The organism is Streptococcus timonensis (assembly GCF_900095845.1).
In the GTDB taxonomy this organism is placed as follows: Bacteria; Bacillota; Bacilli; order Lactobacillales; family Streptococcaceae; genus Streptococcus; species Streptococcus timonensis.
Genome location: NZ_FMIX01000003.1, coordinates 387778 through 412275, shown reverse-complemented (window position 1 = coordinate 412275; position 24498 = coordinate 387778). Strand labels below are relative to the sequence as shown.

Here is a 24498-nt window from a genome sequence, read left to right as displayed (position 1 = left end):
AGCTAAGCGACTTCCATATCTCACAGGGGGCAACCCCCAACTACTTCCGGCGTTCTAGGGCTTAACTGCTGTGTTCGGCATGGGAACAGGTGTATCTCCTAGGCTATCGTCACTTAACTTTGAGTCATACATACTCAAAATTGAATATCTTTCAAATGTCACTTAAAATCTAATCACGCTTCGTATTCTCAGTTACTTTGGATAAGTCCTCGAGCTATTAGTATTAGTCCGCTACATGTGTCGCCACACTTCCACTTCTAACCTATCTACCTGATCATCTCTCAGGGCTCTTACTGATATAAAATCATGGGAAATCTCATCTTGAGGTGGGTTTCACACTTAGATGCTTTCAGCGTTTATCCCTTCCCTACATAGCTACCCAGCGATGCCTTTGGCAAGACAACTGGTACACCAGCGGTAAGTCCACTCTGGTCCTCTCGTACTAGGAGCAGATCCTCTCAAATTTCCTACGCCCGCGACGGATAGGGACCGAACTGTCTCACGACGTTCTGAACCCAGCTCGCGTGCCGCTTTAATGGGCGAACAGCCCAACCCTTGGGACCGACTACAGCCCCAGGATGCGACGAGCCGACATCGAGGTGCCAAACCTCCCCGTCGATGTGAACTCTTGGGGGAGATAAGCCTGTTATCCCCAGGGTAGCTTTTATCCGTTGAGCGATGGCCCTTCCATACGGAACCACCGGATCACTAAGCCCGACTTTCGTCCCTGCTCGAGTTGTAGCTCTCGCAGTCAAGCTCCCTTATACCTTTACACTCTGCGAATGATTTCCAACCATTCTGAGGGAACCTTTGGGCGCCTCCGTTACCTTTTAGGAGGCGACCGCCCCAGTCAAACTGCCCGTCAGACACTGTCTCCGATAGGGATCACCTATCCGGGTTAGAGTGGCCATAACACAAGGGTAGTATCCCAACATCGTCTCCTTCGAAACTGGCGTCCCGATCTCATAGACTCCTACCTATCCTGTACATGTGGTACAGACACTCAATATCAAACTGCAGTAAAGCTCCATGGGGTCTTTCCGTCCTGTCGCGGGTAACCTGCATCTTCACAGGTACTAAAATTTCACCGAGTCTCTCGTTGAGACAGTGCCCAAATCATTACGCCTTTCGTGCGGGTCGGAACTTACCCGACAAGGAATTTCGCTACCTTAGGACCGTTATAGTTACGGCCGCCGTTTACTGGGGCTTCAATTCATACCTTCGCTTGCGCTAAGCACTCCTCTTAACCTTCCAGCACCGGGCAGGCGTCACCCCCTATACATCATCTTACGATTTAGCAGAGAGCTGTGTTTTTGATAAACAGTTGCTTGGGCCTATTCACTGCGGCTGACGTAAAGTCAGCACCCCTTCTCCCGAAGTTACGGGGTCATTTTGCCGAGTTCCTTAACGAGAGTTCTCTCGCTCACCTGAGGCTACTCGCCTCGACTACCTGTGTCGGTTTGCGGTACGGGTAGAGTATGTTAAACGCTAGAAGCTTTTCTTGGCAGTGTGACGTCACTAACTTCGCTACTAAACTTCGCTCCCCATCACAGCTCAATGTTATAGAACTAAGCATTTAACTCAATTCACACCTCACTGCTTAGACAGACTCTTCCAATCGTCTGCTTTAGTTAGCCTACTGCGTCCCTCCATCACTACATACTCTAGTACAGGAATATCAACCTGTTGTCCATCGGATACACCTTTCGGTCTCTCCTTAGGTCCCGACTAACCCAGGGCGGACGAGCCTTCCCCTGGAAACCTTAGTCTTACGGTGGACAGGATTCTCACCTGTCTTTCGCTACTCATACCGGCATTCTCACTTCTATGCGTTCCAGCACTCCTCACGGTATACCTTCTTCACACATAGAACGCTCTCCTACCATACCTATAAAGGTATCCACAGCTTCGGTAAATTGTTTTAGCCCCGGTACATTTTCGGCGCAGGGTCACTCGACTAGTGAGCTATTACGCACTCTTTGAATGAATAGCTGCTTCTAAGCTAACATCCTAGTTGTCTGTGCAACCCCACATCCTTTTCCACTTAACAATTATTTTGGGACCTTAGCTGGTGGTCTGGGCTGTTTCCCTTTCGACTACGGATCTTAGCACTCGCAGTCTGACTGCCGACCATAATTCATTGGCATTCGGAGTTTATCTGAGATTGGTAATCCGGGATGGACCCCTCACCCAAACAGTGCTCTACCTCCAAGAATCTCTATGTCGACGCTAGCCCTAAAGCTATTTCGGAGAGAACCAGCTATCTCCAAGTTCGTTTGGAATTTCTCCGCTACCCACAAGTCATCCAAGCACTTTTCAACGTGCCCTGGTTCGGTCCTCCAGTGCGTCTTACCGCACCTTCAACCTGCTCATGGGTAGGTCACATGGTTTCGGGTCTACGACATAATACTAAGGCGCCCTATTCAGACTCGGTTTCCCTACGGCTCCGTCTCTTCAACTTAACCTCGCATCATATCGTAACTCGCCGGTTCATTCTACAAAAGGCACGCTCTCACCCATTAACGGGCTCGAACTTGTTGTAGGCACACGGTTTCAGGTTCTATTTCACTCCCCTCCCGGGGTGCTTTTCACCTTTCCCTCACGGTACTGGTTCACTATCGGTCACTAGGGAGTATTTAGGGTTGGGAGATGGTCCTCCCAGATTCCGACGAGATTTCACGTGTCTCGCCGTACTCAGGATACTGCTAGGTACAAAGACTATTTTAAATACGAGGCTATCACTCTCTTTGGCTGATCTTCCCAAATCATTCTTCTATAGTCTTTGAGTCCACATCGCAGTCCTACAACCCCGAAGAGTAAACTCTTCGGTTTGCCCTCCTGCCGTTTCGCTCGCCGCTACTAAGGCAATCGCTTTTGCTTTCTCTTCCTGCAGCTACTTAGATGTTTCAGTTCACTGCGTCTTCCTCCTCATATCCTTAACAGATATGGGTAACAGGCATTACCTGTTGGGTTCCCCCATTCGGAAATCCCTGGATCATCGCTTACTTACAGCTACCCAAGGCATATCGTCGTTTGTCACGTCCTTCTTCGGCTCCTAGTGCCAAGGCATCCACCGTGCGCCCTTATTAACTTAACCTTATTTTTCTGACCTTTCAGTCATAAACTCTTTATTAATACTACAGCGTTTTCGGTTTATTTTCTTGTTACTATTTGATATAGATATTCAATTTTCAATGTGCATGACTTGGTGATCTCTCACCAATGGAGCCTAGCGGGATCGAACCGCTGACCTCCTGCGTGCAAAGCAGGCGCTCTCCCAGCTGAGCTAAGGCCCCACAAGACCTCTCAAGACTAAACAAGACCAATGTGCATTCCTTATCCTTAGAAAGGAGGTGATCCAGCCGCACCTTCCGATACGGCTACCTTGTTACGACTTCACCCCAATCATCTATCCCACCTTAGGCGGCTGGCTCCAAATGGTTACCTCACCGACTTCGGGTGTTACAAACTCTCGTGGTGTGACGGGCGGTGTGTACAAGGCCCGGGAACGTATTCACCGCGGCGTGCTGATCCGCGATTACTAGCGATTCCGACTTCATGTAGGCGAGTTGCAGCCTACAATCCGAACTGAGATTGGCTTTAAGAGATTAGCTTGCCGTCACCGGCTTGCGACTCGTTGTACCAACCATTGTAGCACGTGTGTAGCCCAGGTCATAAGGGGCATGATGATTTGACGTCATCCCCACCTTCCTCCGGTTTATTACCGGCAGTCTCGCTAGAGTGCCCAACTGAATGATGGCAACTAACAATAGGGGTTGCGCTCGTTGCGGGACTTAACCCAACATCTCACGACACGAGCTGACGACAACCATGCACCACCTGTCACCTCTGTCCCGAAGGAAAACTCTATCTCTAGAGCGGTCAGAGGGATGTCAAGACCTGGTAAGGTTCTTCGCGTTGCTTCGAATTAAACCACATGCTCCACCGCTTGTGCGGGCCCCCGTCAATTCCTTTGAGTTTCAACCTTGCGGTCGTACTCCCCAGGCGGAGTGCTTAATGCGTTAGCTACGGCACTAAACCCCGGAAAGGGTCTAACACCTAGCACTCATCGTTTACGGCGTGGACTACCAGGGTATCTAATCCTGTTTGCTCCCCACGCTTTCGAGCCTCAGCGTCAGTTACAAGCCAGAGAGCCGCTTTCGCCACCGGTGTTCCTCCATATATCTACGCATTTCACCGCTACACATGGAATTCCACTCTCCCCTCTTGCACTCAAGTTAAACAGTTTCCAAAGCGTACTATGGTTAAGCCACAGCCTTTAACTTCAGACTTATCTAACCGCCTGCGCTCGCTTTACGCCCAATAAATCCGGACAACGCTCGGGACCTACGTATTACCGCGGCTGCTGGCACGTAGTTAGCCGTCCCTTTCTGGTAAGATACCGTCACAGTGTGAACTTTCCACTCTCACACTCGTTCTTCTCTTACAACAGAGCTTTACGATCCGAAAACCTTCTTCACTCACGCGGCGTTGCTCGGTCAGACTTCCGTCCATTGCCGAAGATTCCCTACTGCTGCCTCCCGTAGGAGTCTGGGCCGTGTCTCAGTCCCAGTGTGGCCGATCACCCTCTCAGGTCGGCTATGTATCGTCGCCTTGGTGAGCCGTTACCCCACCAACTAGCTAATACAACGCAGGTCCATCTGGTAGTGGTGCAATTGCACCTTTTAATTGACTATCATGCAATAATCAATATTATGCGGTATTAGCTATCGTTTCCAATAGTTATCCCCCGCTACCAGGCAGGTTACCTACGCGTTACTCACCCGTTCGCAACTCATCCAGAGAAGCAAGCTCCTCCTTCAGCGTTCTACTTGCATGTATTAGGCACGCCGCCAGCGTTCGTCCTGAGCCAGGATCAAACTCTCATTAAAAGTTTGAGTTCTCACTCATTTCTGTCACTGACAGATTTATTGTTTTTTCATTGTTCAGTACTACAACATCAGTTGTAGTGCCCTGCACATTGGTTCGTCTTGTTCAGTTTTCAAAGGTCTTTGCCTCTCACTTCTGTCGTGAGCGACAACTATATTAGTATATCACAGCTTCTTTTCCTTGTCAATAGCTTTTTCAAACTTTTTTCAACTTCTACTGCAACATACTCATAGTCCGTACGGGATTCGAACCCGTGTTACCGCCGTGAAAAGGCGGTGTCTTAACCCCTTGACCAACGGACCTGAGCTTTTCAACTCTTTCTATTATACCTACTTTTAGAATCTTGTCAACAGATTTAACTATATTTTTTAAATTTTTTATGTTAGGCTAAATTCTTGAGTCAAAACAATCTAGTTTTATTATATTGCATATTTCAGACAGCTTTTATAATGCGGCCGTCTGAAATATGAACTAATTATTCTGCATACTATTAAAGAAATTACAAGACAGCAATTTGATTTAAATTTACTTCAGCAATTGTATCATTACCAAACATTGAAATAATCATTTTCACTTTGTTGTTATCAATTTCAGTAATTTTACCAGTGTAATCTGTAAATGCACCATCAATAATGCGCACTGTTTGACCAACTTCAACATCGATATCAAATTCTTGGACCGTTTGTCCCATTGAAATTAGGATATCACGAATTTCTTGTTCCAAAAGCGGAGTTGGTTTAGATCTATTCCCGTGTGAGCCTACAAATCCAGTAACGTTTGGAGTGTTACGAACTACAAACCATGCTTCATCTGTCATAACCATTTCAACAAGAACATATCCTGGAAAACGGTTCTCTTCAACTTCTTTTTTCTTTCCATTCTTTTCAATTTGAACTGTTTGAGTTGGGATTTCAACGCGCAAAATATTTTCTAGCATATTATAGGTTTGCGCACGTTGTAAAAGATTTTCTTTTACTTTATTTTCATATCCAGAATAAGTTTGTAGAACAAACCATCCTTTATCAAAAGAATCCATTATATTTCCTTTCTTAACTATGTTTCAATTTAGAAAATATTGATGAAGCGAATCAAGCCATTAACAATCAATTGGTCAAAAATATAAATTATGATTACAAAAAAGGCTGTATATTCAATAATTGATTTAAAATCTAACCAACTTTCTTTGCGGGTTGGCCAAGTTGTTTCTTTAAGAAGTGTAAAAATATCCTTAATAAAACTCATTCTATTCTCCTATCTCGTTTCTTTATGTATAGTGTACTTGCCACAATGTTTACAAAATTTATTTACTTCTAAGCGTGTTGGTTTTGGAGTTCCACTAATTTTGATTGAATAATTCCTTGAACCACAAACCTCACAGGCTAGACTTGCTTTTTTTAGTGCCATAGTGCCTCCATCCTAACTATTATAACAAGAAAGATGGCCTTTGACAAGTTAAATTGCATCACACATTGTTTTTTAACCTTTTGAGAATATTATATATAAAAAAACCTAGGAAGTATCCTAGGCTTGAATCTGCTTAACTTAGCTTATTTACCAAGATAGTATTCAGCAACTACATTTAATTTTTCGTCAAACTCAAATACCAATGGTGGGAAGTTAGGAATTTCCACATCCATGATTTCGTCGTCTGACAATTGTTTGATGTGTTTTACAAGGGCGCGGATTGAGTTACCGTGTGCACCTACGAATACGTTTTTACCATCTTTAAGCGCTGGAGCAATTTTATCTTCCCAGAATGGAAGAGCGCGTTCCAAAGTTACTTTCAAGTTTTCAGCATCTGGAATGACTGAATCGTCAAGTGAAGCATAACGACGGTCTGTGTGAGCTGAGTGCTCATCATCACGAGGCATTGCTGGAGGCAATACATCGTATGAACGACGCCAGATGTGAACTTGCTCATCACCGAATTGTTCAGCTGCTTCTGCTTTGTTTTTACCAGTCAAACCACCGTAGTGACGTTCGTTCAAGCGCCATGATTTTTCAACTGGAACCCACAATTGGTCAGATGCTTCAAGAGCCAAGTTAGTTGTTTTGATCGCACGTTTCAATACTGAAGTGTAAGCTTGGTCAAATTCGATACCTGCTTCTTTGATCAATTTACCAGCGTCGATCGCTTGTTGTGTACCTTTTTCAGACAAATCAACATCAGCCCAACCAGTGAAAAGGTTAGCTTTGTTCCATTCAGACTCACCGTGGCGAGCAAAAACCAATTTTACCATTAGATGGATCTCCTTTTTATTCTCCGAGGTTTCCCCCGTTTATCTATTTTATTCTACTAGATTTTTTATGAAAAATCCAGTCTGGACAGTGAAAGAGTGTAATTTTTCACAAAATTGTTTTCAAGTATTAAAAAAAGAAGGAACCATTCAGTCCTTCTTTTATGTAAATCTATTCTTGTATTTGAAATTGTTTTAAACTTGATAGGTAAAGTGCAGCACCAATAATAATGACAATACCGCCAATCCATCCTAAAAATGGAATCAATGACACCACTGCTCCTACGATAAACAAAATAGATGGTGCAAGCGTAATACGTTTGTCATCTTTATAATAGATGAGAGTTAGAATACCTAAAATCAGTATTGCAATTTTTACCAAAGCAAAGGCGATAAACATCATTCCGACAATGACAGCAGCAGCATCTTCATCTTCAGATATACCAGCAATCATCACAATCACAAAAGGTAAAATTGCCAAAATAATACCCGTGATCAAGCCAATAATCCCATCGATTTGAGCTAGAGTTTTTGTTTTCATAAAAGTCTCCTTTTCAATTGAATAAACATTATTATACCATAATTTTACTGCACTTTTAGGATTTTTTAAAGAGAATTGAAAAAAATACAGGAAGGACCTGTATTTTTTGTAGACTTATTTAGATTCAAAACCTTCTGCAACGGCTTGGGCGAAGTTTTCTTCCACAACGCTTGCACAGTGATCACAGATGGTTGCATTATAGCTACGTTCTGCTGTACTTGGATCGATACGACGGCAACGATCACAAACTTCACCAGCCGCACGCTCAACTGTAAAGGCTACATCTTCAAAGCTAACTGCACCTTCTGGAGCTGAACCTTCTGCAATGGTCAATTTTGATACGATCAAGAGTTGGGCTACATTGCTATCAACAGCTCCAAGAAGAGTTTTAACCACTTCATTTGGATAAACTGTCAAGTGAGCTTCAAGTGATTTTCCGATTACTTTTGCATTACGAGCTTCTTCCAAGGCTTTTTGAGCTTGTCCACGGAAGTCCATAAAGGCTGCCCATGTATCCAAGATTTCCTCTTGGTTGGCAAATGTTTGAGCTTCAGGTAATTCTGATAATTGAACAAAGTCTTCTGTTTCAAACTCGAGATATGACCAGATTTCTTCAGCAGTGTGTGGAAGAATTGGTGTCAAGAGTTTAGTGATTTTGACAAGGATGTCATAGAAGACTGTTTGCATTTGACGGCGTTCAAGAGATTTCGCACCTTCGATGTAGACAACATCTTTGGCAAAGTCAAGGTAAAAGGCAGACAAATCAACATTGATAAAGTTAACCAAAGCCTTATAAATCGTCAAGAATTCGAAGTTTGCATAAGCGTCACGAATAGTCTTAACAAGTTGGTTAAAGCGGATGGTCATGTACTTATCAACAGAACGAAGTTCTTCGTAAGCGACTGCATCCTCAGCTGGGTTAAAGTCAGATGTGTTAGCAATCAAGAAACGAAGGGTGTTACGGATCTTACGGTATGTTTCAGAGACTTGGCTCAAGATATCCATAGAGATACGTACGTCGTTACTTGAGTCTACACTGGTTACCCAGAGACGCAAGATTTCTGCACCAAATTGTTTTTCAACGTCGCTTGGAGCAATCGTATTTCCAAGAGATTTAGACATCTTCTCACCTTTACCATCAAGGGCAAAACCTTGTGACAAGATTTGTTTGTATGGTGCTACACCGTGGTTAGCCACAGAAGTGATAAGAGATGAGTTGAACCAACCACGATACTGGTCTGAACCTTCTAGATAGAGGTCGGCTGGATATTTAAGCTCAGGACGATTTACCACAACTCCATTCCATGATGAACCAGAGTCGAACCATACATCCATGATGTCTGTTTCTTTCTTGAACTCACCATTTGGTGAACCTGGATGGGTAAATCCTTCTGGCAAGAGGTCTTTGGCATCACGTTCCCACCAGATGATGGAACCATGTTCTTCAAAGAGTTGGGCTACATGCTCGATGGTTTCAGCTGTCATGATTGGTGTTCCGTCTTCTGCATAGAAGATTGGAAGTGGCACACCCCAAGCACGTTGACGAGAGATGACCCAGTCACCACGGTCACGAATCATGTTGTAAAGACGGACTTTACCCCATTCTGAATGAAACTTGACTTTTTCAATTTCGTCCAAGATTTCTTGGCGGAATTTAGATACAGAGGCAAACCATTGTGGCACGGCACGCCAGATGATTGGTTTTTTCGTACGCCAGTCAAATGGGTAGGAGTGAGAGATTTCTTCTTGAGCAAGAAGAAGGTTTCCAAGTTTTTCAATAACTGTTGGCACAACCTTGTCATAGAATTGACCTTCGAACTCTGCACCTGCATTGGCCATCATGATCCCGCGTTCGTTAACAGTCACAGCAACTTCAAGCCCATTGGCAACACCGACATTGTAGTCATCCTCACCAAAACCAGGAGCTGTATGGACGATACCAGTACCGGAATCTGTTGTAACGTGGTCTCCAAGGATAACCAGTTCATCTACTGCTGTATCCCATGGGTGCTCCGTCACAATTTGGTTCAATTCTAAACCACGGTAAGTAGCCAAAACTTGAACATCCGCCCAACCAAATTTTTCTGATAAGCTATTTAACAATTCTGAAGCTACAACAAACTTACGAGTTTCACCCGCAGGTTGAACTACAACATAGTCAATATCAGCTCCAACAGTTAAACCACGAGAAGCTGTGATGGTGAATGGAGTTGTTGTCCAAACGATGATGTAAGTATCTGTATCAAGAACACTTTTGCCATCTTTGACCTTGTTGGCATAGTAAAGTGATGTTGAAACCAAGTCATGGTATTCAATTTCCGCTTCGGCAAGTGCAGACTCAGATGACCAAGACCAGTAAACTGGTTTAGCCCCACGGTAGATATAGCCCTTGTTAGCCATCTCTCCGAAGACACGGATTTGCGCTGCTTCATAGTCAGGAGTCAAGGTTACATATGGATTTTCCCAGTCACCTGAAACACCCAAGCGCTTGAAATCTTCGCGTTGTTTATCTACTTGAGAAAGGGCATAGTCACGGCAAAGTTTCAAGTACTCAACCAAGTCCATCTCTTTGCGTTTAACACCTTGTTTTGCCAAAACTTGCTCGATTGGAAGACCATGAGTATCCCAACCTGGAATGTATGGTGCGTAGAATCCTGACATCGATTTTGAACGAACAATGATATCTTTAGAAATCTTGTTCATGGCATGTCCAACGTGAATATTCCCGTTAGCATACGGAGGTCCATCATGCAGAGTGAAATGAGGTTTCCCTTCATTTAATTCCTGACGACGTTGGTAGAGTTTAGCTTCGTCCCACTCTTTTTGCCAAAGAGGTTCTTTGGTTGGAAGGCCAGCACGCATTGGGAATTCTGTTTTCCCAAGATTTAAAGTTTCTTTGAGTTTCATTGTATCTCCTTTATATATAGACAAATTAAAAACCACGATTCGCAAAAAGGACGAAAATCGTGGTACCACCTTTATTCGGAAAAAGACTCAGTCCTTTTCCCTCTTTTCCCGTAACGTGGGCAACGTCAAATCCTACTCATTTCAGATTTGATCCTAAGAGAGGATAAATTTACCAACAGGGATTATAGGACTCACACCATCTCCTACTCGCTTAAAATGTGATCGATAAATTCTTGTTCTCTAATGAGATTCTTATAAAATTTGAACAGACTCTTTTTGAGCTTCATGATCTGAATCAGAATGAGATTCAACAGCAGGATCAAGCTCTCCTTCAACAGATTCTTTTGCTTCTGATTCTAGTAATTCTTTATTTGCAGCTTCAATACGTGCTTGAAGTTCCGCCACCTCTTCTGGGGAGAATTGACGAGTCATGTCAATCGGCTCTTCTTCCTGGTAAGAAGATACATCTTCACCTAGAACCTCTTCGACTACTTCCTTGAAGGCTTCGTCACTAGTTTGCAAATATGTTGCAGTCGGACGCAAAATTTCTTCCCAATCTGATGAATCAACAATAGCTAATTGACTTTCGATTGTTGATTTCAAGCGTTGGTGGAAGACACGACTCTTGTTTTTCAACTCTTCTGTTTCAACAGCAACCTTCTTAGCATTATCTGTAGCCTGACGCAAGATTTCATTGGCTTTGTATTTAGCTTCATCTAACAGACGTTGTGCATCTTGCTCTGCTTGACGAACAATATTGTTTGATCGCTCATTTGCGGCCTGTTTTACACGCTCAGCTGTATCTTGAGCAATCAGAACAGATTGGCTCAATGAATCTTTAATCTCATCAAAATACGACAAACGTTCTTCTAAGTTTTTAATGTGTTGATCTTTCTCATGATTGCTTCGTACAAGTGCTTCATAGTCACGAACAACAATATCTAAGAATTCATCAACTTCATCGCGATTAAATCCTCTAAACTGCAATCCGAAGGTTTTATCCTTAATTTCTAATGATGTAATTGGCATAATTTTCCTCACTTATTTAATAAAAAATAGAATCATTAATTGCTTCTGGTTCTTGGTCGTTTGTTACTGTTCTCTTAGGAATATCATTCGTATAATTGGAAAGACGTTCTTCTAGTTTTTTGACATAGATTTCAGTTTCTTCCTTGTGGCAGATTAATTCTTCATAGTCAAAATAAATCTTATCTAAAAATTCGTCCACTTCTTCCTTATTATAACCTCTGAACTTAATCGAGAAAGCTTTATCAATAATTTCTTGTGGTCTAATCGACATATTTTTCTCACTTACTTAATAGTAACTGCACTGTTAATTTTATCTTATCTTTTTTTGTCTGACCATTTTCGCGAAGAATAGTGATTCTACCAAAACGTCTGACACTTACTAAATCACCAAGTTTAAGTTGGAAATCCGTTTTTTCAACTTCATGATAATTTACTTGAACAAGCTTCTTATCAATGAGAGCAGTGGCTTGAGAACGAGAAAGTTTCAAAACATTGGATAAAAAGGCATCCAGGCGCATGCTCGGAACCAAGACATCCTTTTCCTGGTAGTTTTCTCTTGGAACAACCTTCTCTGAAAAAGAACGCTCTTCTAAGGAAACTGGGATTTTTGAAACTTTTTGTATACCATCCTCAAACAGATTTTTAAAATTTTGATTCACAACGATTTGCGCTCTTTGATCAGTAACTAAAATATCACCGAATAATTTACGCTCAATGCCTAAACGATTAAGTACTGTTCCTAAAATTTTAGCATGTGTTAATTGTGAAAATTTATTTGGATAAACAATCTCTAACAAACTCATTTCAAAATCTGAAAGAGTGGGGATAAAATAATCTGGAGCAAGAATAACCCTTGCATATTCAGAAGGAACAAAATCCTCACTACTATAGACCTGAATACCTGTATTGCCACCTAACGTCTTAAGAATGAAAACTTGATGCGGATTTAAAAAATAAGTTAAAACAGGAGCATAATGCTCTTCTACCTGGTTTATCCATTCCAATCCTTTATCAATGAAGGGAATGTCTTCAACTGCAAAATGTTGGTAAATATCCTTGCTCATATCATCAATAGAAAATTAATTAGGTAACGACTGATGTAACGGAGCAAAATAACTGCAATCCATACAGTAAAATCAAGTCCAGCAAATTGTAGGGGAAGACGTCTTAATGGTTGAAGAATTGGTTTCGTTAAAGTTTCCAAAAAGCGCCCTAACTGTGTGTTGTAGGCATTGGGAAACCATGATAATAGAGCAAAAGCTACAAGTATCAATGAATAGATATCTGTAGCATTTTGTATAAATCGAGCAATTAGAAACATTATCGTACTCTATTTCTCTTCATATCAAAGTCATATTCTTCAGTTTGAGAATCCTCTGGTAAGCGAATATCTTCAATATTAACCACGACACCTACTGGAGTTAAAAGATACATTGTATTTGCAACTTTTCTTAGTTCGCCAGCTAGAACATGACGGGCTCCGTCCAAATAATCTAAACAACGACGAGCTTGAACTTCAGTCATATATTGGAAATCGATTAAAATACTTTCATTTCCTGCCAACAAGTCAACAATGTCTGTTGCATCTTCATATCGACGAGGATAACGGACATCGATTGTTACTTTTTCAGTACTACGATGACTTTCAATTGCTAATTCTTGTTGACGTGCATGAAGACGTCTAATATTTTTTTCCTTAGTTTCAGACTCTGAAGAAACTTGAGTTTGTTGTGGCAATTCCTTTCTTGGTGGAACTGTTGACAACGATCGCTCTGATGACGACGTTACTACTTCATCAGAAAAATTTTCTCCATCTTCTGTAAAATAATCTAGAAATCTATCAAATTTTTCTTTTAGTGACATGGTTTTTTCCTACTTAAAAAATGATGTGCCTATACGAACAAAAGTTGAACCAAATTGAATCGCTTCTTTATAATCACGACTCATTCCCATACTTAGTTCTGACATTGGCATATTGGGAATTAGTTTTTGTTGAATTTCTTTTTGTAACTCTTGTGTTTCTCTAAAAATTGATTGTAACTCTTCAGTTTCAGCTTCAAAAGGAGCCATTGTCATAAGACCAACATATTCAATCTTATCTAACTTTGCTAAATCTGGCAACAGATTCATTAACTCCTCTTTTGAAAAACCATGCTTAGTTTCTTCACCAGAGATATTTACTTGTAAAAAACACTTTATCTTGCGATTTGCACGTTTTTGTATTTCCTCTGCTAGTTTTAAAGAGTCTAAAGCATGGAAATAATCAACGTAGGCAATCACATCCTTGACTTTTCGCCGTTGTAAACTTCCTATTAAATGCCAGGTTATATCCCTATCGCTTAAGGCCTGATATTTTTCAAGAAATTTATCAACACGATTTTCTCCTAAATGTCTCACCCCTTGATCAACCAATTGTGAAGCAGTTGATGCGTCGACATATTTAGTTACAGCAATGACAGAAACCGAGTCGACTTCACGACCGGCTTCTTGAACTGCTTTTGTAACTTGCTGAAAAACAAGGTTTGTATTCTCTTTTAAATTCATTTGAATTATCTGTTTTTAAAGAATGGTGGAGTTTCCAACTCATCTTCATCAGAAGAAGGAGCTTCAAATCGCTCTACTGGTGATACCAAAGAATCTCCCTGACGAACAATAGTGTCACGTCTTAAATCCCAGTCACCAAATGCAGATGCTTTAGGTGCTTCTGGAGTACGAGAAGTACCAACTGGAACTTCTGGAGTTTCAGTTAAATCGAAGTGACGATCGTAGGTATGAGTACGTCCAGTTTTAACTGGTTCACGGTAAGCACTTTGTCTAGGCTTAGAAGCTACAACTTTTTCAACAGTATCCTGACGAACACCAGTTGCTACAACAGTTACTCGAATTTCATCTTTCATTGTTTCATCAATAGATGTTCCAAGCCAGATATTAACACCGTGTCCTGCAGCTTGGTTGACAATTTCTGAAGCTTCTTCTGCTTCTGTCAAGGTCAAGTCCAGACCACCAGTCACGTTTACGATAACATCCTCTGCACCATCGATTGTAGTTTCAAGGAGTGGAGAGTAGATAGCTTTACGAGCTGCTTCGATAACACGCTCTTCACCACTACCAATACCAATTCCCATAAGGGCATTACCTTTGTTTGCCATTACAGTCTTAACGTCTGCAAAGTCCAAGTTAATCAACCCTGGGCGAGTAATTAAGTCTGTAATCCCTTGTACACCTTGACGAAGAACGTTGTCGGCTTCACTCAAAGCTTCAAGAAGAGGTGTCTTCTTATCAACGATTTCCAATAGGTTGTTATTTGAAATAATCAACAGTGTATCAACATGCTCACGAAGTTCGTTAATACCTTCCACTGCAAATTGGCCACGTTTGCTTCCTTCAAAACCAAATGGACGTGTCACAACACCGACAGTCAAGGCACCAAGACCTTTAGCAATACGAGCAATAACTGGTGCAGCACCTGTACCAGAACCACCACCCATACCAGCAGTGATGAAGACCATATCAGCTCCACTGATTGCTTCGGTTAGAACTTCTTCGCTTTCTTCAGCAGCTTTACGACCAACCTCAGGTTGACCTCCTGCACCAAGTCCACGAGTTAATTTAGGGCCAAGTTGAATTACAGTTTCAGCTTTTGTACTGCTTAAAGCTTGTACATCTGTGTTAGCTGCAATAAATTCAACACCAGAAACACCTTCTTCAACCATACGGTTGATGGCATTTCCGCCTCCGCCTCCAACACCGATAACTTTAATTACTGCACCTTGTGCTGCTGCTGTATCAAATGAAAATGTCATATTATTTTTCCTCTACTTTATTCGTCAAACATGCTTCCAATTAAGCTACGGAAACGATCAGTTAATTTCTCTTTCGGTTTTTCTTCCGATTGGTTGAGTGATGCATCTGTCGTGTAGACAGGTTCATCAGCATTAGTACTTGATCCAAATACTGAGCGTTGAGAAGCAGTTGCTTTTGGTTGATTTGATCTAAAGTCAATTGGTTGATGACGTAATGTTTCATCACCTCTAATAGCACGTTGAGCTAGTACATTTACTTCAGTAAGACTACCAGCGAATTCTGACAAGCTGATTACATGCGCAAACGCAGGGTTACGGATACCAACTTGGTTTGGAACGTAAAGTTTAACACGTACTCCAAATACTTCTTGTGCTAACTCAACAACTCCTGGAAGAATAGCGTTTCCACCAATCAAGGCAATGCCACCTGGTAAGTCAAGCAAATGTCTTCTTTCCAAATCTTGCTTGATTTGTTCAAAGACATGTTTCAATCTAGCTGAAATAATTTGCGCTAGGTAGACTTCACTCACCTCTACTGGTTCAACTTCACCGATAACTTCAACTTGGAAAGTTTCTTTACTTGCCAATTGCGGGTAAGCCTCGCCATAGTTCAGTTTCAAGCTTTCAGCAATTTTCTTAGAAGTTTTTAGAACTTTTGAAATGTCTTTTGTGACGTACTCGCCACCTTCTTGGTAAACATTAGTGTACTGCAATTCTTGATTTCGAATAGTTGCTACACTTGTTTGTCCGCCACCCATGTCAATAACAGTAGCTCCAAACTCACGCTCCCCTTCGTTAAGAACTGAGTTAACGATTGCAAGTGGTGAAATAATCACGTTCTCAACTTGAACTCCAACACGTTCTACAGTTTTACGGAGATTGTGAAGAATAGTTCTTGGTCCTGTATAGAGAAGTCCACGCATTTCCAAACGAACACCCATCATACCACGAGGGTCACGAATACCTTGGAAACCGTCTACTACAAATTCTTCTGGCACAAACGTAATCACTTCACGATCAGGTGTCATGCTCTTAGTCAAAGCTGATTTGACAACATTCTCAACATCTTGATCTGTAATTTCTTTTGTATCTGATGTTACAGGAATCATCCCTTGCGTTGGTTCAACTTGCAACAAGTTTGCTGGAAGGCCAACATTTACAGATTTGATAGAAATCCCTGCTTTTTCTTCTGCTTGAGAAATAGCAGATTTAATAGCTGTCGCTGCAGCCTCGATATCAACGATGATTCCATCCTTAACACCTTTACTTTTTGCGTTACTAACGCCGATTACATTTACTTCACCATCTACAAGCTCTGCAACTAACACTTTAATAGAGCTCGTTCCAATATCTAAGCCTGTAAAGAAACCATTTCTAGTCATTACACTGCGTCCTCTCTATCTTCCAAGTTTCACACTTTGTTTTTTAACAGCTACAAGAAGGCATAGCTATTCACAGAATATTATATCATAAAAAATATATTCGTGCTTAATTTTTTATGATTTTATAGCATGTTTTTGAAGAAAAAGAGGTAAAAATTTCTTAAAATAAAACTTTATTATCAAACTAAATTTAAAAATAATACTAAAATGTGTCAAATTATTATCAATTGGATTAAAGTTCGGTTTTTCTAGCTACTAAGATCCTCTTTTTTGATCTTGTTTTTACGTAACTTTCAGCTCTTATTTTCGAAATTATTCTTTTTTTAGAAATGTGTCCTAAAGTAGCTAATTACAGAACGAAAAAAGAAGCTAGGTTATAGCTTCTTAGCGATAAGTCATTCAATTTTTAACTTTTTGTTTATAAAATTCTTTCAAAGCTTCTTGCCAAGTTGGAATGACAAATCCAGTAGCTTTGGCTTTAGCAAGACTCATCGTTGAGTTTAGTGGACGTTTTGCTTTTGCAGGAAATTGACTTGAGTCAACAGGCTTGACTTCAACATCTGTATCTTTCAATATTTCAACTGCAAAGTCATACCAAGTTGTGTCTTCTGTCGAATCATTCGACAAATGATAATAACCAAAGTCCTTGCGATTTTCAACGAGGTAGGTCATGAATTCAGCCAAGGTACGCGTCCAAGTTGGACGACCATGTTGATCATTTACAACCGTCAAAGTCTTGTGAGTTTTAGCTAAATTTTTCATCGTGAAGACGAAGTTTTTACCGTAATTCCCAAAAACCCAAGCGGTACGTATAATATAGAAGTTTGAAACGTGTTTCTCTACCAGTTCCTCTCCCATACGCTTAGTACGCCCATATTCAGTTTGAGGGTCTGGTCGATCATCAACTTCCCACTCTTGTCCGACTGGTTTCTCACCGTCAAATACATAATCGGTAGAGATGTAGACTAGAGTTGCACTATGCTTTTCGGATGCTTTAGCAACATTTTCTGTCCCTATAACATTGATGGCAAAGTCCAATTCTTTCCCTTCATCCTCTGCCGCATCAACTGCTGTGTAGGCCGCACAGTGGTATACTATACTTGGTTTTACTTGAGCAAAAACTTTCCCAACCATCTCTGCATTGGTAATGTCCATCTCAGCGACATCAACTGCAATATATTCCTGATTATACTCATCCAACAAATGACGAAGTTCAGTTCCTAATTGACCATTTGCTCCTGTAATTAAAATCATTTTTCTTCCTTTCAACTGAATCATAATTCTTCCATACAGCAATAGAGGTAGGGACAAAAGATCCCGATTTCAGTTTTTATTTTTCAAGAACTTTTTGTGTCTTAGCGTAGTTTGCTTCAACAGATTCTTTTTCTCCTTGCCACCATTCTTGGTTATCTTTATACCATTGGATGGTTTCTTTGAGACCTTGTTCGAAGTTTGTAAATTCTGGTTTCCAACCCAACTCATCACGGAGCTTACTTGCGTCAATCGCATAACGAAGGTCATGTCCTGCACGGTCAGTCACATGATCATAGGCATCGGCAGGTTGTCCCATTTCCTTAAGGATTAGTTCCAAAACTTCCTTGTTGTTCTTTTCACCATCAGCACCAATCAAGTAGGTTTCACCAATTTGACCTTTTGTCAAGATTGTCCATACACCTGAAGAATGGTCATTGGTGTGAATCCAGTCACGAACGTTCTTGCCTTCACCATACAGTTTTGGCTTAATGCCGCTTAGGATGTTGGTAATCTGACGTGGGATAAATTTTTCAATGTGTTGATAAGGACCGTAGTTATTGGAACAGTTGGAAATCGTCGCCTTGACACCAAATGATCTTACCCAAGCTTTCACAATCAAATCTGAAGCTGCCTTAGTTGAAGAATAAGGAGAGCTAGGATTGTATTTGGTTTCAGCAGTAAATTTCTCACCCGGACCTTCACCATGGTCTGGTAAATCTTCGCGCAAAGGAAGATCACCATAAACTTCGTCTGTAGACACATGATGGAAGCGAATATCATATTTGCGAGCCGACTCCAAAAGAGTATAGGTTCCAATGAAGTTAGTATGGATGAATGGTGATGGATCATTTAGTGAATTATCATTGTGACTCTCCGCCGCATAATGAATGATAGCATCTGCTTGAGCTGCCAACTTGTCTACTAACTCAGCATCAGCAATGTCACCAACAACTAACTCAACACGATCACCTAAAATTTCCTCAATATTAGCGCGATTCCCAGCATAAGTCAACTTATCCAATACTGTCACGTGAATATCCGGAAAATTATTGTAAACATAGTGGACAAAGTTAGAACCGATAAAACCAGCTCCACCTGTCACGATAATTTTTTTGTATTCAGTCATTTTCTTTCCCTTTTACAAATTCTCTTTTCTCAAAGGTTTTACGTCCTTAAGTAGTGGATGATTTTTATCTGCTTCTGAAACCTCTGCTTCTGCAAGATTTTCCCATTCGATGCCAAGGCTTGGATCAGCGTAGTTCACAAAGGCATACTTGGGTTTGAGTTCAAGAGCCCAGTAGTCATTGACTAGATAACTATAAGAAACTGTATCTGATAGAACTTGAAAGCCATTGGCCACGCCTCGAGGAACAAAAATTCCTTTGCTCGCATCTATTACTGTTTGATAGGTATTTCCGAAGGTTTCTCCCTCACGTAAATCGACCCAAGAGCCTAGAACTTTCCCCCCATCTGCTACAGAGATATACTTATCCCAGGGTTCCGCATGCAAACCACGGAGGACATTTTTGCGTGAGAAAGATACATTGTTTTGCAATTTCCCTTCTGCAAAGAAAGACTCAGGAAATCCAAGTGGCAGCATTTTTTCTTTTTGAAAATTTTCTTTAAACCAGCCACGATTATCACCATGAACTGGAATGTCAAACTCTAACAGGCCTGGAATCTCTTCAATATTGCGTACTGTAAGAGTCTTGTCGAAAAAATTATCTGTCATCTATCCCTCTCCTATCAAACGGAGCAGATACTGCCCGTATTCATTTTTCTTCAGCGGTTGAGCCAACTCCAACACATCTTCTCGACTGATATAGCCCATACGATAGGCAATTTCTTCTAAATTTGCAACCTGAACATTTTGTATACGTTGAACAGTTTCAATGTACTGCGAAGCTTCTAGCAAACTCTCGTGAGTTCCTGTATCTAACCAAGCAAAACCACGCCCCATAACCTCAACTGACAAATCTCCACGTTCTAGATAAGCCTTATTAACGTCTGTAATCTCCAATTCGCCACGAGGGCTTGGTTTGATGCTTTTAGAAATTGCTACTACATCGTTATCGTAGAAATAGAGGCCTGTAACTGCATAGTTTGAACGAGGATGTTCTGGCTTTTCTTCAATAGAAATAGCGTTCATGTCCTTGTCAAACTCCACAACACCGAATCGTTCAGGGTCCTTTACATGGTATCCAAAAACAGTCGCGCCCGACTCCTTGCTTGCTGCTTTTTGAAGCATTTTTGAAAGACCTGACCCATGATAGATGTTGTCTCCCAAAATCAAAGCAACATTATCAGTTCCAATAAACTCTTCTCCGATAATAAATGCTTGGGCTAGACCATCTGGGCTCGGTTGCTCCGCATAAGAAAGTTTAATGCCAAACTCAGATCCATCTTGAAGCAGTTCTTTAAATCTAGGCAAATCTTGAGGAGTAGAAATAATTAAAATATCCTTTATTCCAGCTAACATCAGAGTTGAAAGCGGATAGTAAATCATAGGTTTATCATAAATCGGCATCAGTTGTTTTGATGCAACGCGAGTAAGGGGATATAAACGTGTTCCCGAACCACCTGCTAAAATAATACCTTTCATTTTAGGCAACCTTTCTCTTTTATCCTTTTTCACTTTCAAGTTGATAGCTTAAGAAGGAATCTAACGAATTTTTTATTTTATTATTAATTTTTTGTAAAGTACAGTAAATTACTATTAATAAATGATAACTATAATGTCTTTATCAAAAAACCTCTATACTTTTAAAATATAAAATACGAAAACCGACTGCTACTCTTATAACACTCTACAAATAACAGTTACAAATCAGTTTTATAAAGTCATTTTAATTTCATTAAAGCTGCTTTAAGATAAGCCCCTTCTCGAAGAGCGACTCCAACGTGTCTAGCATTGTCTAAAAGCTCATTATAATCTTGTAGCGTCAACTCGTCTAATATCTTTTGGAGGTCGTGAAGAGAATCAACTACTATACCACACTGTTTATCCAATACAAAATGAGCAAGGGCGGATTCCTTCCAAACCACGAGAGGAAAGCCAGATGCCAAGTAAAGAGAAGCTTTATGAGAATTGTTAAAACGCAGATAGTTGCCGTAAGTACCCTGACAAGTTTCCGAACTATCCCCATCCCACACTAAGCCAAAACTACCTTCAAGAGCTGCTGGTAAATCATCAGGCATAAAGGCACCAAAGTAAGTGATGTTATTCAAAGCACGGCTTTCATCGTACCCAACTCCATAGAGATTATAGGTAGGATTCTCTGGCAAACTATATAGATAGCCTGATTTTGTTGGGTTTAAATTCCCAGCAACAATGATTGCTTGTTCTTTTTGAGGAAGAGACTTTTCTTGAAAATTTGGAATCAAATAATCAAAAATCTCTAAACTAACCATTTTATCAGCTGGAAATCCTTGATTAGCTAAAACACTCTTCATGATGTCATTATGAACAATAATCCCATCCACAGACATCAAAGCTTTCTTCTCTTGGAAATAGTTTCTCAATTTATGTCTCAATTTCACTTCAGAGCCTGCAGCATGACGTAAGGTTTCAATATCGTGAATCAAGAGGTAGAATTTCGCTCCTCTTTTTTGTGCCTGCTTGATGAGCTGTGCAATGAAAAATGTATGATGGATAATTGGAAACTGAATGACCAATTCATCCCCTGAACCTAGTTGATCAAACACAGATTTAGTTGCACTATATTTGTGTTGTTGGGCCTTAAAGAAATTCATCTGATACCAGTCGTCAACCTTAATCTCTAATCCCTTATACCCTTCTGAAATTAGAATGGCTTCCACATCATTTCGCGCCTTACTTCCTGCATTCTTTTCATGTTGGTTATGCAGAAATGAATCTTTCAGATAATATCTCACTTTTCTCCCCTTTATCTGTGATATCCTTAGATACTTCCCAATTTTTCCTCGACGACTTCAAGAGCACGCTCAATAACCACGTGCATGTCGTAGTATTTATAATCAGCTAGGCGCCCACAGAAGATGACTTTGTCATTTTTGGATGCTTCTTCTTGATACTTAGCAAATATAGTATTGTTTTTTTCATCATTGATTGGATAGTATGGCTCATCTCCACGTTTCCAATCAGCTGGGTACTCACGAGTGATAACCGTCTTTGGTTGAGTGCCATACTCGAAGTGCTTGTGCTCAATGATACGAGTGTATGGAATCTCACGTTCCGTATAGTTAACCACGGCATTTCCTTGATAATTTTCTTCATCCAAGGCTTCGTGCTCGAATCGAAGACTACGGTATTCCAACTCTCCATGCTTGTAGTCAAAGTACTGGTCAATCATTCCTGTAAAGACAACTTTTTCTGCTGATGCTTCTAACTCTTCACGGTTAGCAAAGAAGTCAACTCCAAGTTCTACTTCTACATCACCCAACATGTTTTCAACGATGACGTTGTAGCCGCCGATTGGAATTCCCTGATAACGATCGTTAAAATAGTTGTTATCAAAAGTCAAACGAACTGGAAGACGTTTGATGATAAATGGAGGAAGGTCTGTTGCAGAACGCCCCCATTGCTTTTCTGTATAGCCCTTGATCAACTTTTCATAGATATCCGGACCAATCAACTTGATCGCTTGTTCTTCCAAGTTTTTCGGCTCAACATCCTTCATATCCGCCGTTTGCTCCGCAATCTTGTCCTTGACTTCCTGAGGAGTCTTGGTCCCCCACATGGCATAGAAGGTATTCATGTTGAAAGGAAGATTGTAAAGACTCCCCTTATAGTTAGCCACTGGTGAGTTGATATAGTTGTTGAATTCAGCGAACTGGTTGACATAGTCCCAAACCTTTTTGTTGGAAGTATGGAAAATATGGGCACCGTACTTGTGAACATTAATTCCTTCAATATTTTCACAGTAGATATTTCCACCGATGTGACCACGCTTGTCAATTACTTTTACTTTTTTTCCACGCTTGGTTGCCTCATGAGCGAAAATTGCACCTGACAGACCCGCGCCGACAATCAAATAATCGTACATATCATCTCCTCATTTCTTTAAAACACTTTTTAGTTCTTGGAAATCCAAGACACGTAAGACTAGTATCAATCCTCCATAAACGACGAAACCAAACACAGCAAAAATCAAAACATTCACAACAGCTGAGAAGTTGATAAAGGCTTGCATAAAGTGCAGGCTTCCGTACATTAAGAGAGCAGCTAGGAATATTTTTAGCATAGAAGGAAGAATCTTGACTTCTTTCAAGTAAGACCGTGTGAAATAGAGTTGGATGAGCCAAACTAGACCTTCGGTCGCAACGGATACAATTGAAGCCCCTATATAACCTAAAGGCGGAATCAAGAGGAGGTTGAGTCCTACACTAAAAATAGCAGGAATGGTTGTCGATAACATAAATTCACGATTGTGATTATGTGGAATTAAGATTTGAATCCCCATGATGTTGGTCCAGCCGATAAAGAACATCCGGAAGACCATAATCGCGATTGCATAACGTGCATCCTGGAAGTCTTGCCCCAAGAAAAATTGAACAAAGTCGTTGTTGACAATCAAAATCCCTGCAATCATTGGAAAAATAACAAGATTATAAACCAAGAAGGACATTTCATGTAATTTGTTAACTGCTTTTTGATTTCCAGATGAAAGAAGATTGGAAACCCGTGGAAGCATGACGCTTCCCAGTGAAGTTACCAAGGTCAACAAAATATTTATCAACTTAAGAGCTTGATCGTAAATCCCTACATCCTTGGTAGAAGACAGGGCCCCTAGCATTGTACGATCTAGCGTGATATAAAGTGAAATTGCAATTTGAGGTAAAAACAAGAGAATTACCGGCTTGATATGCTTCCTAGCATAGGCCAAATCAAGATGGGGTTTGCGAATGTGTTCACGAGCTGGTAACCACATACTCAGTTGACCTAATAAATCATAAGCAACTATGAGAATGATATACAAATATAAATCAGATGGTTTCTTTACAAAAAGAAAGATTGAAACAACCCCTAGAAGCTTGACCATGGTGTTTCGAGCCGTTATCTTTTTGAAGTCTTCAAGCCCTTGAAAAAGCCAAGAAATATCTAAACCACGAGATAACAAACTAAAGCCTAAAATATAAGCAATAGGATTGTTCATGGAAGGAACCAAGAGACATACTATGATATAGAGACTAATTGCTAAGCAAGTAGCTAGTATCTGCAAACTATAGATCCCCCAGAAAGTCTTTTCGACTTCCTTACGATGGCTGGAAATTTCCTTAGTACCATAGTTAGCAACTCCTAGTGTCGCTAAGAGAATAAAGTAGGTGACAATGGAATTAAAGTATCCATACGTCCCTAAATCATCCGAAGAAAAGACCCGTGTTACATAGGGAGTCGTAATAATCGGAAGTATAATCACCAACAATTGATAAGAAAGATTGTAGGCGTAGTTTTTAAGCACTTTCATAAATATAGA

The 24498-nt window shown here is 40.7% G+C and carries 21 protein-coding genes, 2 tRNA genes, 3 rRNA genes and 1 pseudogene; all 27 read right to left on the bottom strand.

Annotated features, from left to right (window positions below; genetic code table 11):
- Position 1: 1 nt before the first annotated feature.
- The 27 genes and pseudogenes from rrf to BQ2679_RS03010 all read right to left on the bottom strand — a co-directional run bounded on the left by rrf (position 2) and on the right by BQ2679_RS03010 (position 24489).
- A 5S ribosomal RNA gene (gene rrf, locus BQ2679_RS03135) occupies positions 2 to 117 on the bottom strand.
- A gap of 80 nt (positions 118 to 197) precedes the next feature.
- Positions 198 to 3097: ribosomal RNA gene (locus tag BQ2679_RS03130) — 23S ribosomal RNA — on the bottom strand.
- A 126-nt stretch (positions 3098 to 3223) separates the two neighbouring features.
- Positions 3224 to 3296: transfer RNA gene (locus BQ2679_RS03125), tRNA-Ala, on the bottom strand.
- 50 nt (positions 3297 to 3346) lie between these two features.
- A 16S ribosomal RNA gene (locus BQ2679_RS03120) occupies positions 3347 to 4892 on the bottom strand.
- Together the 16S, 23S and 5S rRNA genes with 2 tRNA genes alongside form the textbook arrangement of a ribosomal RNA operon.
- 228 nt (positions 4893 to 5120) lie before the next feature.
- Positions 5121 to 5192, bottom strand: a tRNA-Glu gene (locus BQ2679_RS03115).
- Positions 5193 to 5389: 197 nt separating this feature from the next.
- Positions 5390 to 5926 (bottom strand): transcription termination/antitermination protein NusG, encoded by a 537-nt coding sequence (gene nusG, locus BQ2679_RS03110; protein WP_075566067.1) that lies wholly within the window; start codon positions 5924 to 5926, stop codon positions 5390 to 5392.
- Positions 5927 to 5955: 29 nt separating this feature from the next.
- Positions 5956 to 6132: a preprotein translocase subunit SecE gene (gene secE, locus BQ2679_RS03105; RefSeq protein ID WP_075566065.1), complete on the bottom strand. Its 177-nt coding sequence runs from the start codon at positions 6130 to 6132 to the stop codon at positions 5956 to 5958.
- A 9-nt stretch (positions 6133 to 6141) separates the two neighbouring features.
- Positions 6142 to 6294 (bottom strand): 50S ribosomal protein L33, encoded by a 153-nt coding sequence (rpmG, locus tag BQ2679_RS03100; protein WP_075566063.1) that lies wholly within the window; start codon positions 6292 to 6294, stop codon positions 6142 to 6144.
- A 143-nt stretch (positions 6295 to 6437) separates the two neighbouring features.
- A complete protein-coding gene (locus tag BQ2679_RS03095) occupies positions 6438 to 7130 on the bottom strand; it encodes a phosphoglycerate mutase (RefSeq protein ID WP_075566060.1) in 693 nt (230 codons plus the stop codon).
- Positions 7131 to 7299: 169 nt separating this feature from the next.
- Entirely contained in the window at positions 7300 to 7668 is a 369-nt protein-coding gene (locus tag BQ2679_RS03090) for a hypothetical protein (RefSeq protein WP_075566053.1), read from the bottom strand.
- 114 nt (positions 7669 to 7782) lie between these two features.
- A complete protein-coding gene (gene ileS / locus BQ2679_RS03085) occupies positions 7783 to 10575 on the bottom strand; it encodes an isoleucine--tRNA ligase (protein WP_075566051.1) in 2793 nt (930 codons plus the stop codon).
- Between the two features lie 252 nt (positions 10576 to 10827).
- On the bottom strand, positions 10828 to 11604 hold the full coding sequence (locus BQ2679_RS03080; protein ID WP_075566049.1) for a DivIVA domain-containing protein: 777 nt from the start codon (positions 11602 to 11604) through the stop codon (positions 10828 to 10830).
- 16 nt (positions 11605 to 11620) lie between these two features.
- Positions 11621 to 11875, bottom strand: a complete 255-nt coding sequence (locus BQ2679_RS03075) for a DivIVA domain-containing protein (RefSeq protein WP_075566048.1) — start codon at positions 11873 to 11875, stop codon at positions 11621 to 11623.
- 7 nt (positions 11876 to 11882) lie between these two features.
- Positions 11883 to 12668, bottom strand: a complete 786-nt coding sequence (locus tag BQ2679_RS03070; protein WP_075566046.1) for a YlmH family RNA-binding protein — start codon at positions 12666 to 12668, stop codon at positions 11883 to 11885.
- Positions 12665 to 12925: a YggT family protein gene (locus BQ2679_RS03065; protein ID WP_075566043.1), complete on the bottom strand. Its 261-nt coding sequence runs from the start codon at positions 12923 to 12925 to the stop codon at positions 12665 to 12667. The genes BQ2679_RS03070 and BQ2679_RS03065 overlap by 4 nt, the downstream gene beginning before the upstream one ends.
- The gene (locus BQ2679_RS03060) at positions 12925 to 13467 is read right to left on the bottom strand and encodes a cell division protein SepF (protein ID WP_075566040.1); all 543 of its coding nucleotides are present in this window, start codon (positions 13465 to 13467) and stop codon (positions 12925 to 12927) included. Before BQ2679_RS03060 ends, BQ2679_RS03065 begins: the two co-directional genes overlap by 1 nt.
- 9 nt (positions 13468 to 13476) lie before the next feature.
- Positions 13477 to 14148 (bottom strand): YggS family pyridoxal phosphate-dependent enzyme, encoded by a 672-nt coding sequence (locus tag BQ2679_RS03055; protein ID WP_075566038.1) that lies wholly within the window; start codon positions 14146 to 14148, stop codon positions 13477 to 13479.
- A gap of 5 nt (positions 14149 to 14153) precedes the next feature.
- Positions 14154 to 15407 carry a cell division protein FtsZ gene (gene ftsZ, locus BQ2679_RS03050; protein WP_075566036.1) on the bottom strand — a complete coding sequence of 418 codons (1254 nt, stop codon included), beginning with the start codon at positions 15405 to 15407 and terminating at the stop codon, positions 14154 to 14156.
- Between the two features lie 17 nt (positions 15408 to 15424).
- A complete protein-coding gene (locus BQ2679_RS11200) occupies positions 15425 to 15607 on the bottom strand; it encodes a cell division protein FtsA C-terminal domain-containing protein (protein WP_392392733.1) in 183 nt (60 codons plus the stop codon).
- A pseudogene (gene ftsA / locus BQ2679_RS03045) lies at positions 15598 to 16789 on the bottom strand (cell division protein FtsA); the annotation flags it as partial. The pseudogene ftsA and the gene BQ2679_RS11200, both read right to left, overlap by 10 nt.
- A gap of 399 nt (positions 16790 to 17188) precedes the next feature.
- A complete protein-coding gene (gene rfbD, locus BQ2679_RS03040) occupies positions 17189 to 18043 on the bottom strand; it encodes a dTDP-4-dehydrorhamnose reductase (protein ID WP_075566107.1) in 855 nt (284 codons plus the stop codon).
- 76 nt (positions 18044 to 18119) lie between these two features.
- Complete coding sequence (gene rfbB, locus BQ2679_RS03035; protein ID WP_075566031.1) at positions 18120 to 19169, bottom strand: dTDP-glucose 4,6-dehydratase; 1050 nt, start codon at positions 19167 to 19169, stop codon at positions 18120 to 18122.
- A 12-nt stretch (positions 19170 to 19181) separates the two neighbouring features.
- On the bottom strand, positions 19182 to 19775 hold the full coding sequence (locus BQ2679_RS03030; protein WP_075566029.1) for a dTDP-4-dehydrorhamnose 3,5-epimerase family protein: 594 nt from the start codon (positions 19773 to 19775) through the stop codon (positions 19182 to 19184).
- The gene (gene rfbA / locus BQ2679_RS03025; protein WP_075566027.1) at positions 19776 to 20645 is read right to left on the bottom strand and encodes a glucose-1-phosphate thymidylyltransferase RfbA; all 870 of its coding nucleotides are present in this window, start codon (positions 20643 to 20645) and stop codon (positions 19776 to 19778) included.
- Between the two features lie 239 nt (positions 20646 to 20884).
- Positions 20885 to 21937, bottom strand: coding sequence for a glycosyltransferase (locus tag BQ2679_RS03020; RefSeq protein ID WP_075566025.1), 1053 nt, complete (start codon positions 21935 to 21937; stop codon positions 20885 to 20887).
- Positions 21938 to 21963: 26 nt separating this feature from the next.
- Positions 21964 to 23067: a UDP-galactopyranose mutase gene (gene glf / locus BQ2679_RS03015; protein WP_075566023.1), complete on the bottom strand. Its 1104-nt coding sequence runs from the start codon at positions 23065 to 23067 to the stop codon at positions 21964 to 21966.
- Between the two features lie 9 nt (positions 23068 to 23076).
- Positions 23077 to 24489, bottom strand: a complete 1413-nt coding sequence (locus tag BQ2679_RS03010; RefSeq protein WP_075566021.1) for a flippase — start codon at positions 24487 to 24489, stop codon at positions 23077 to 23079.
- Between the last annotated feature and the right edge of the window lie 9 nt (positions 24490 to 24498).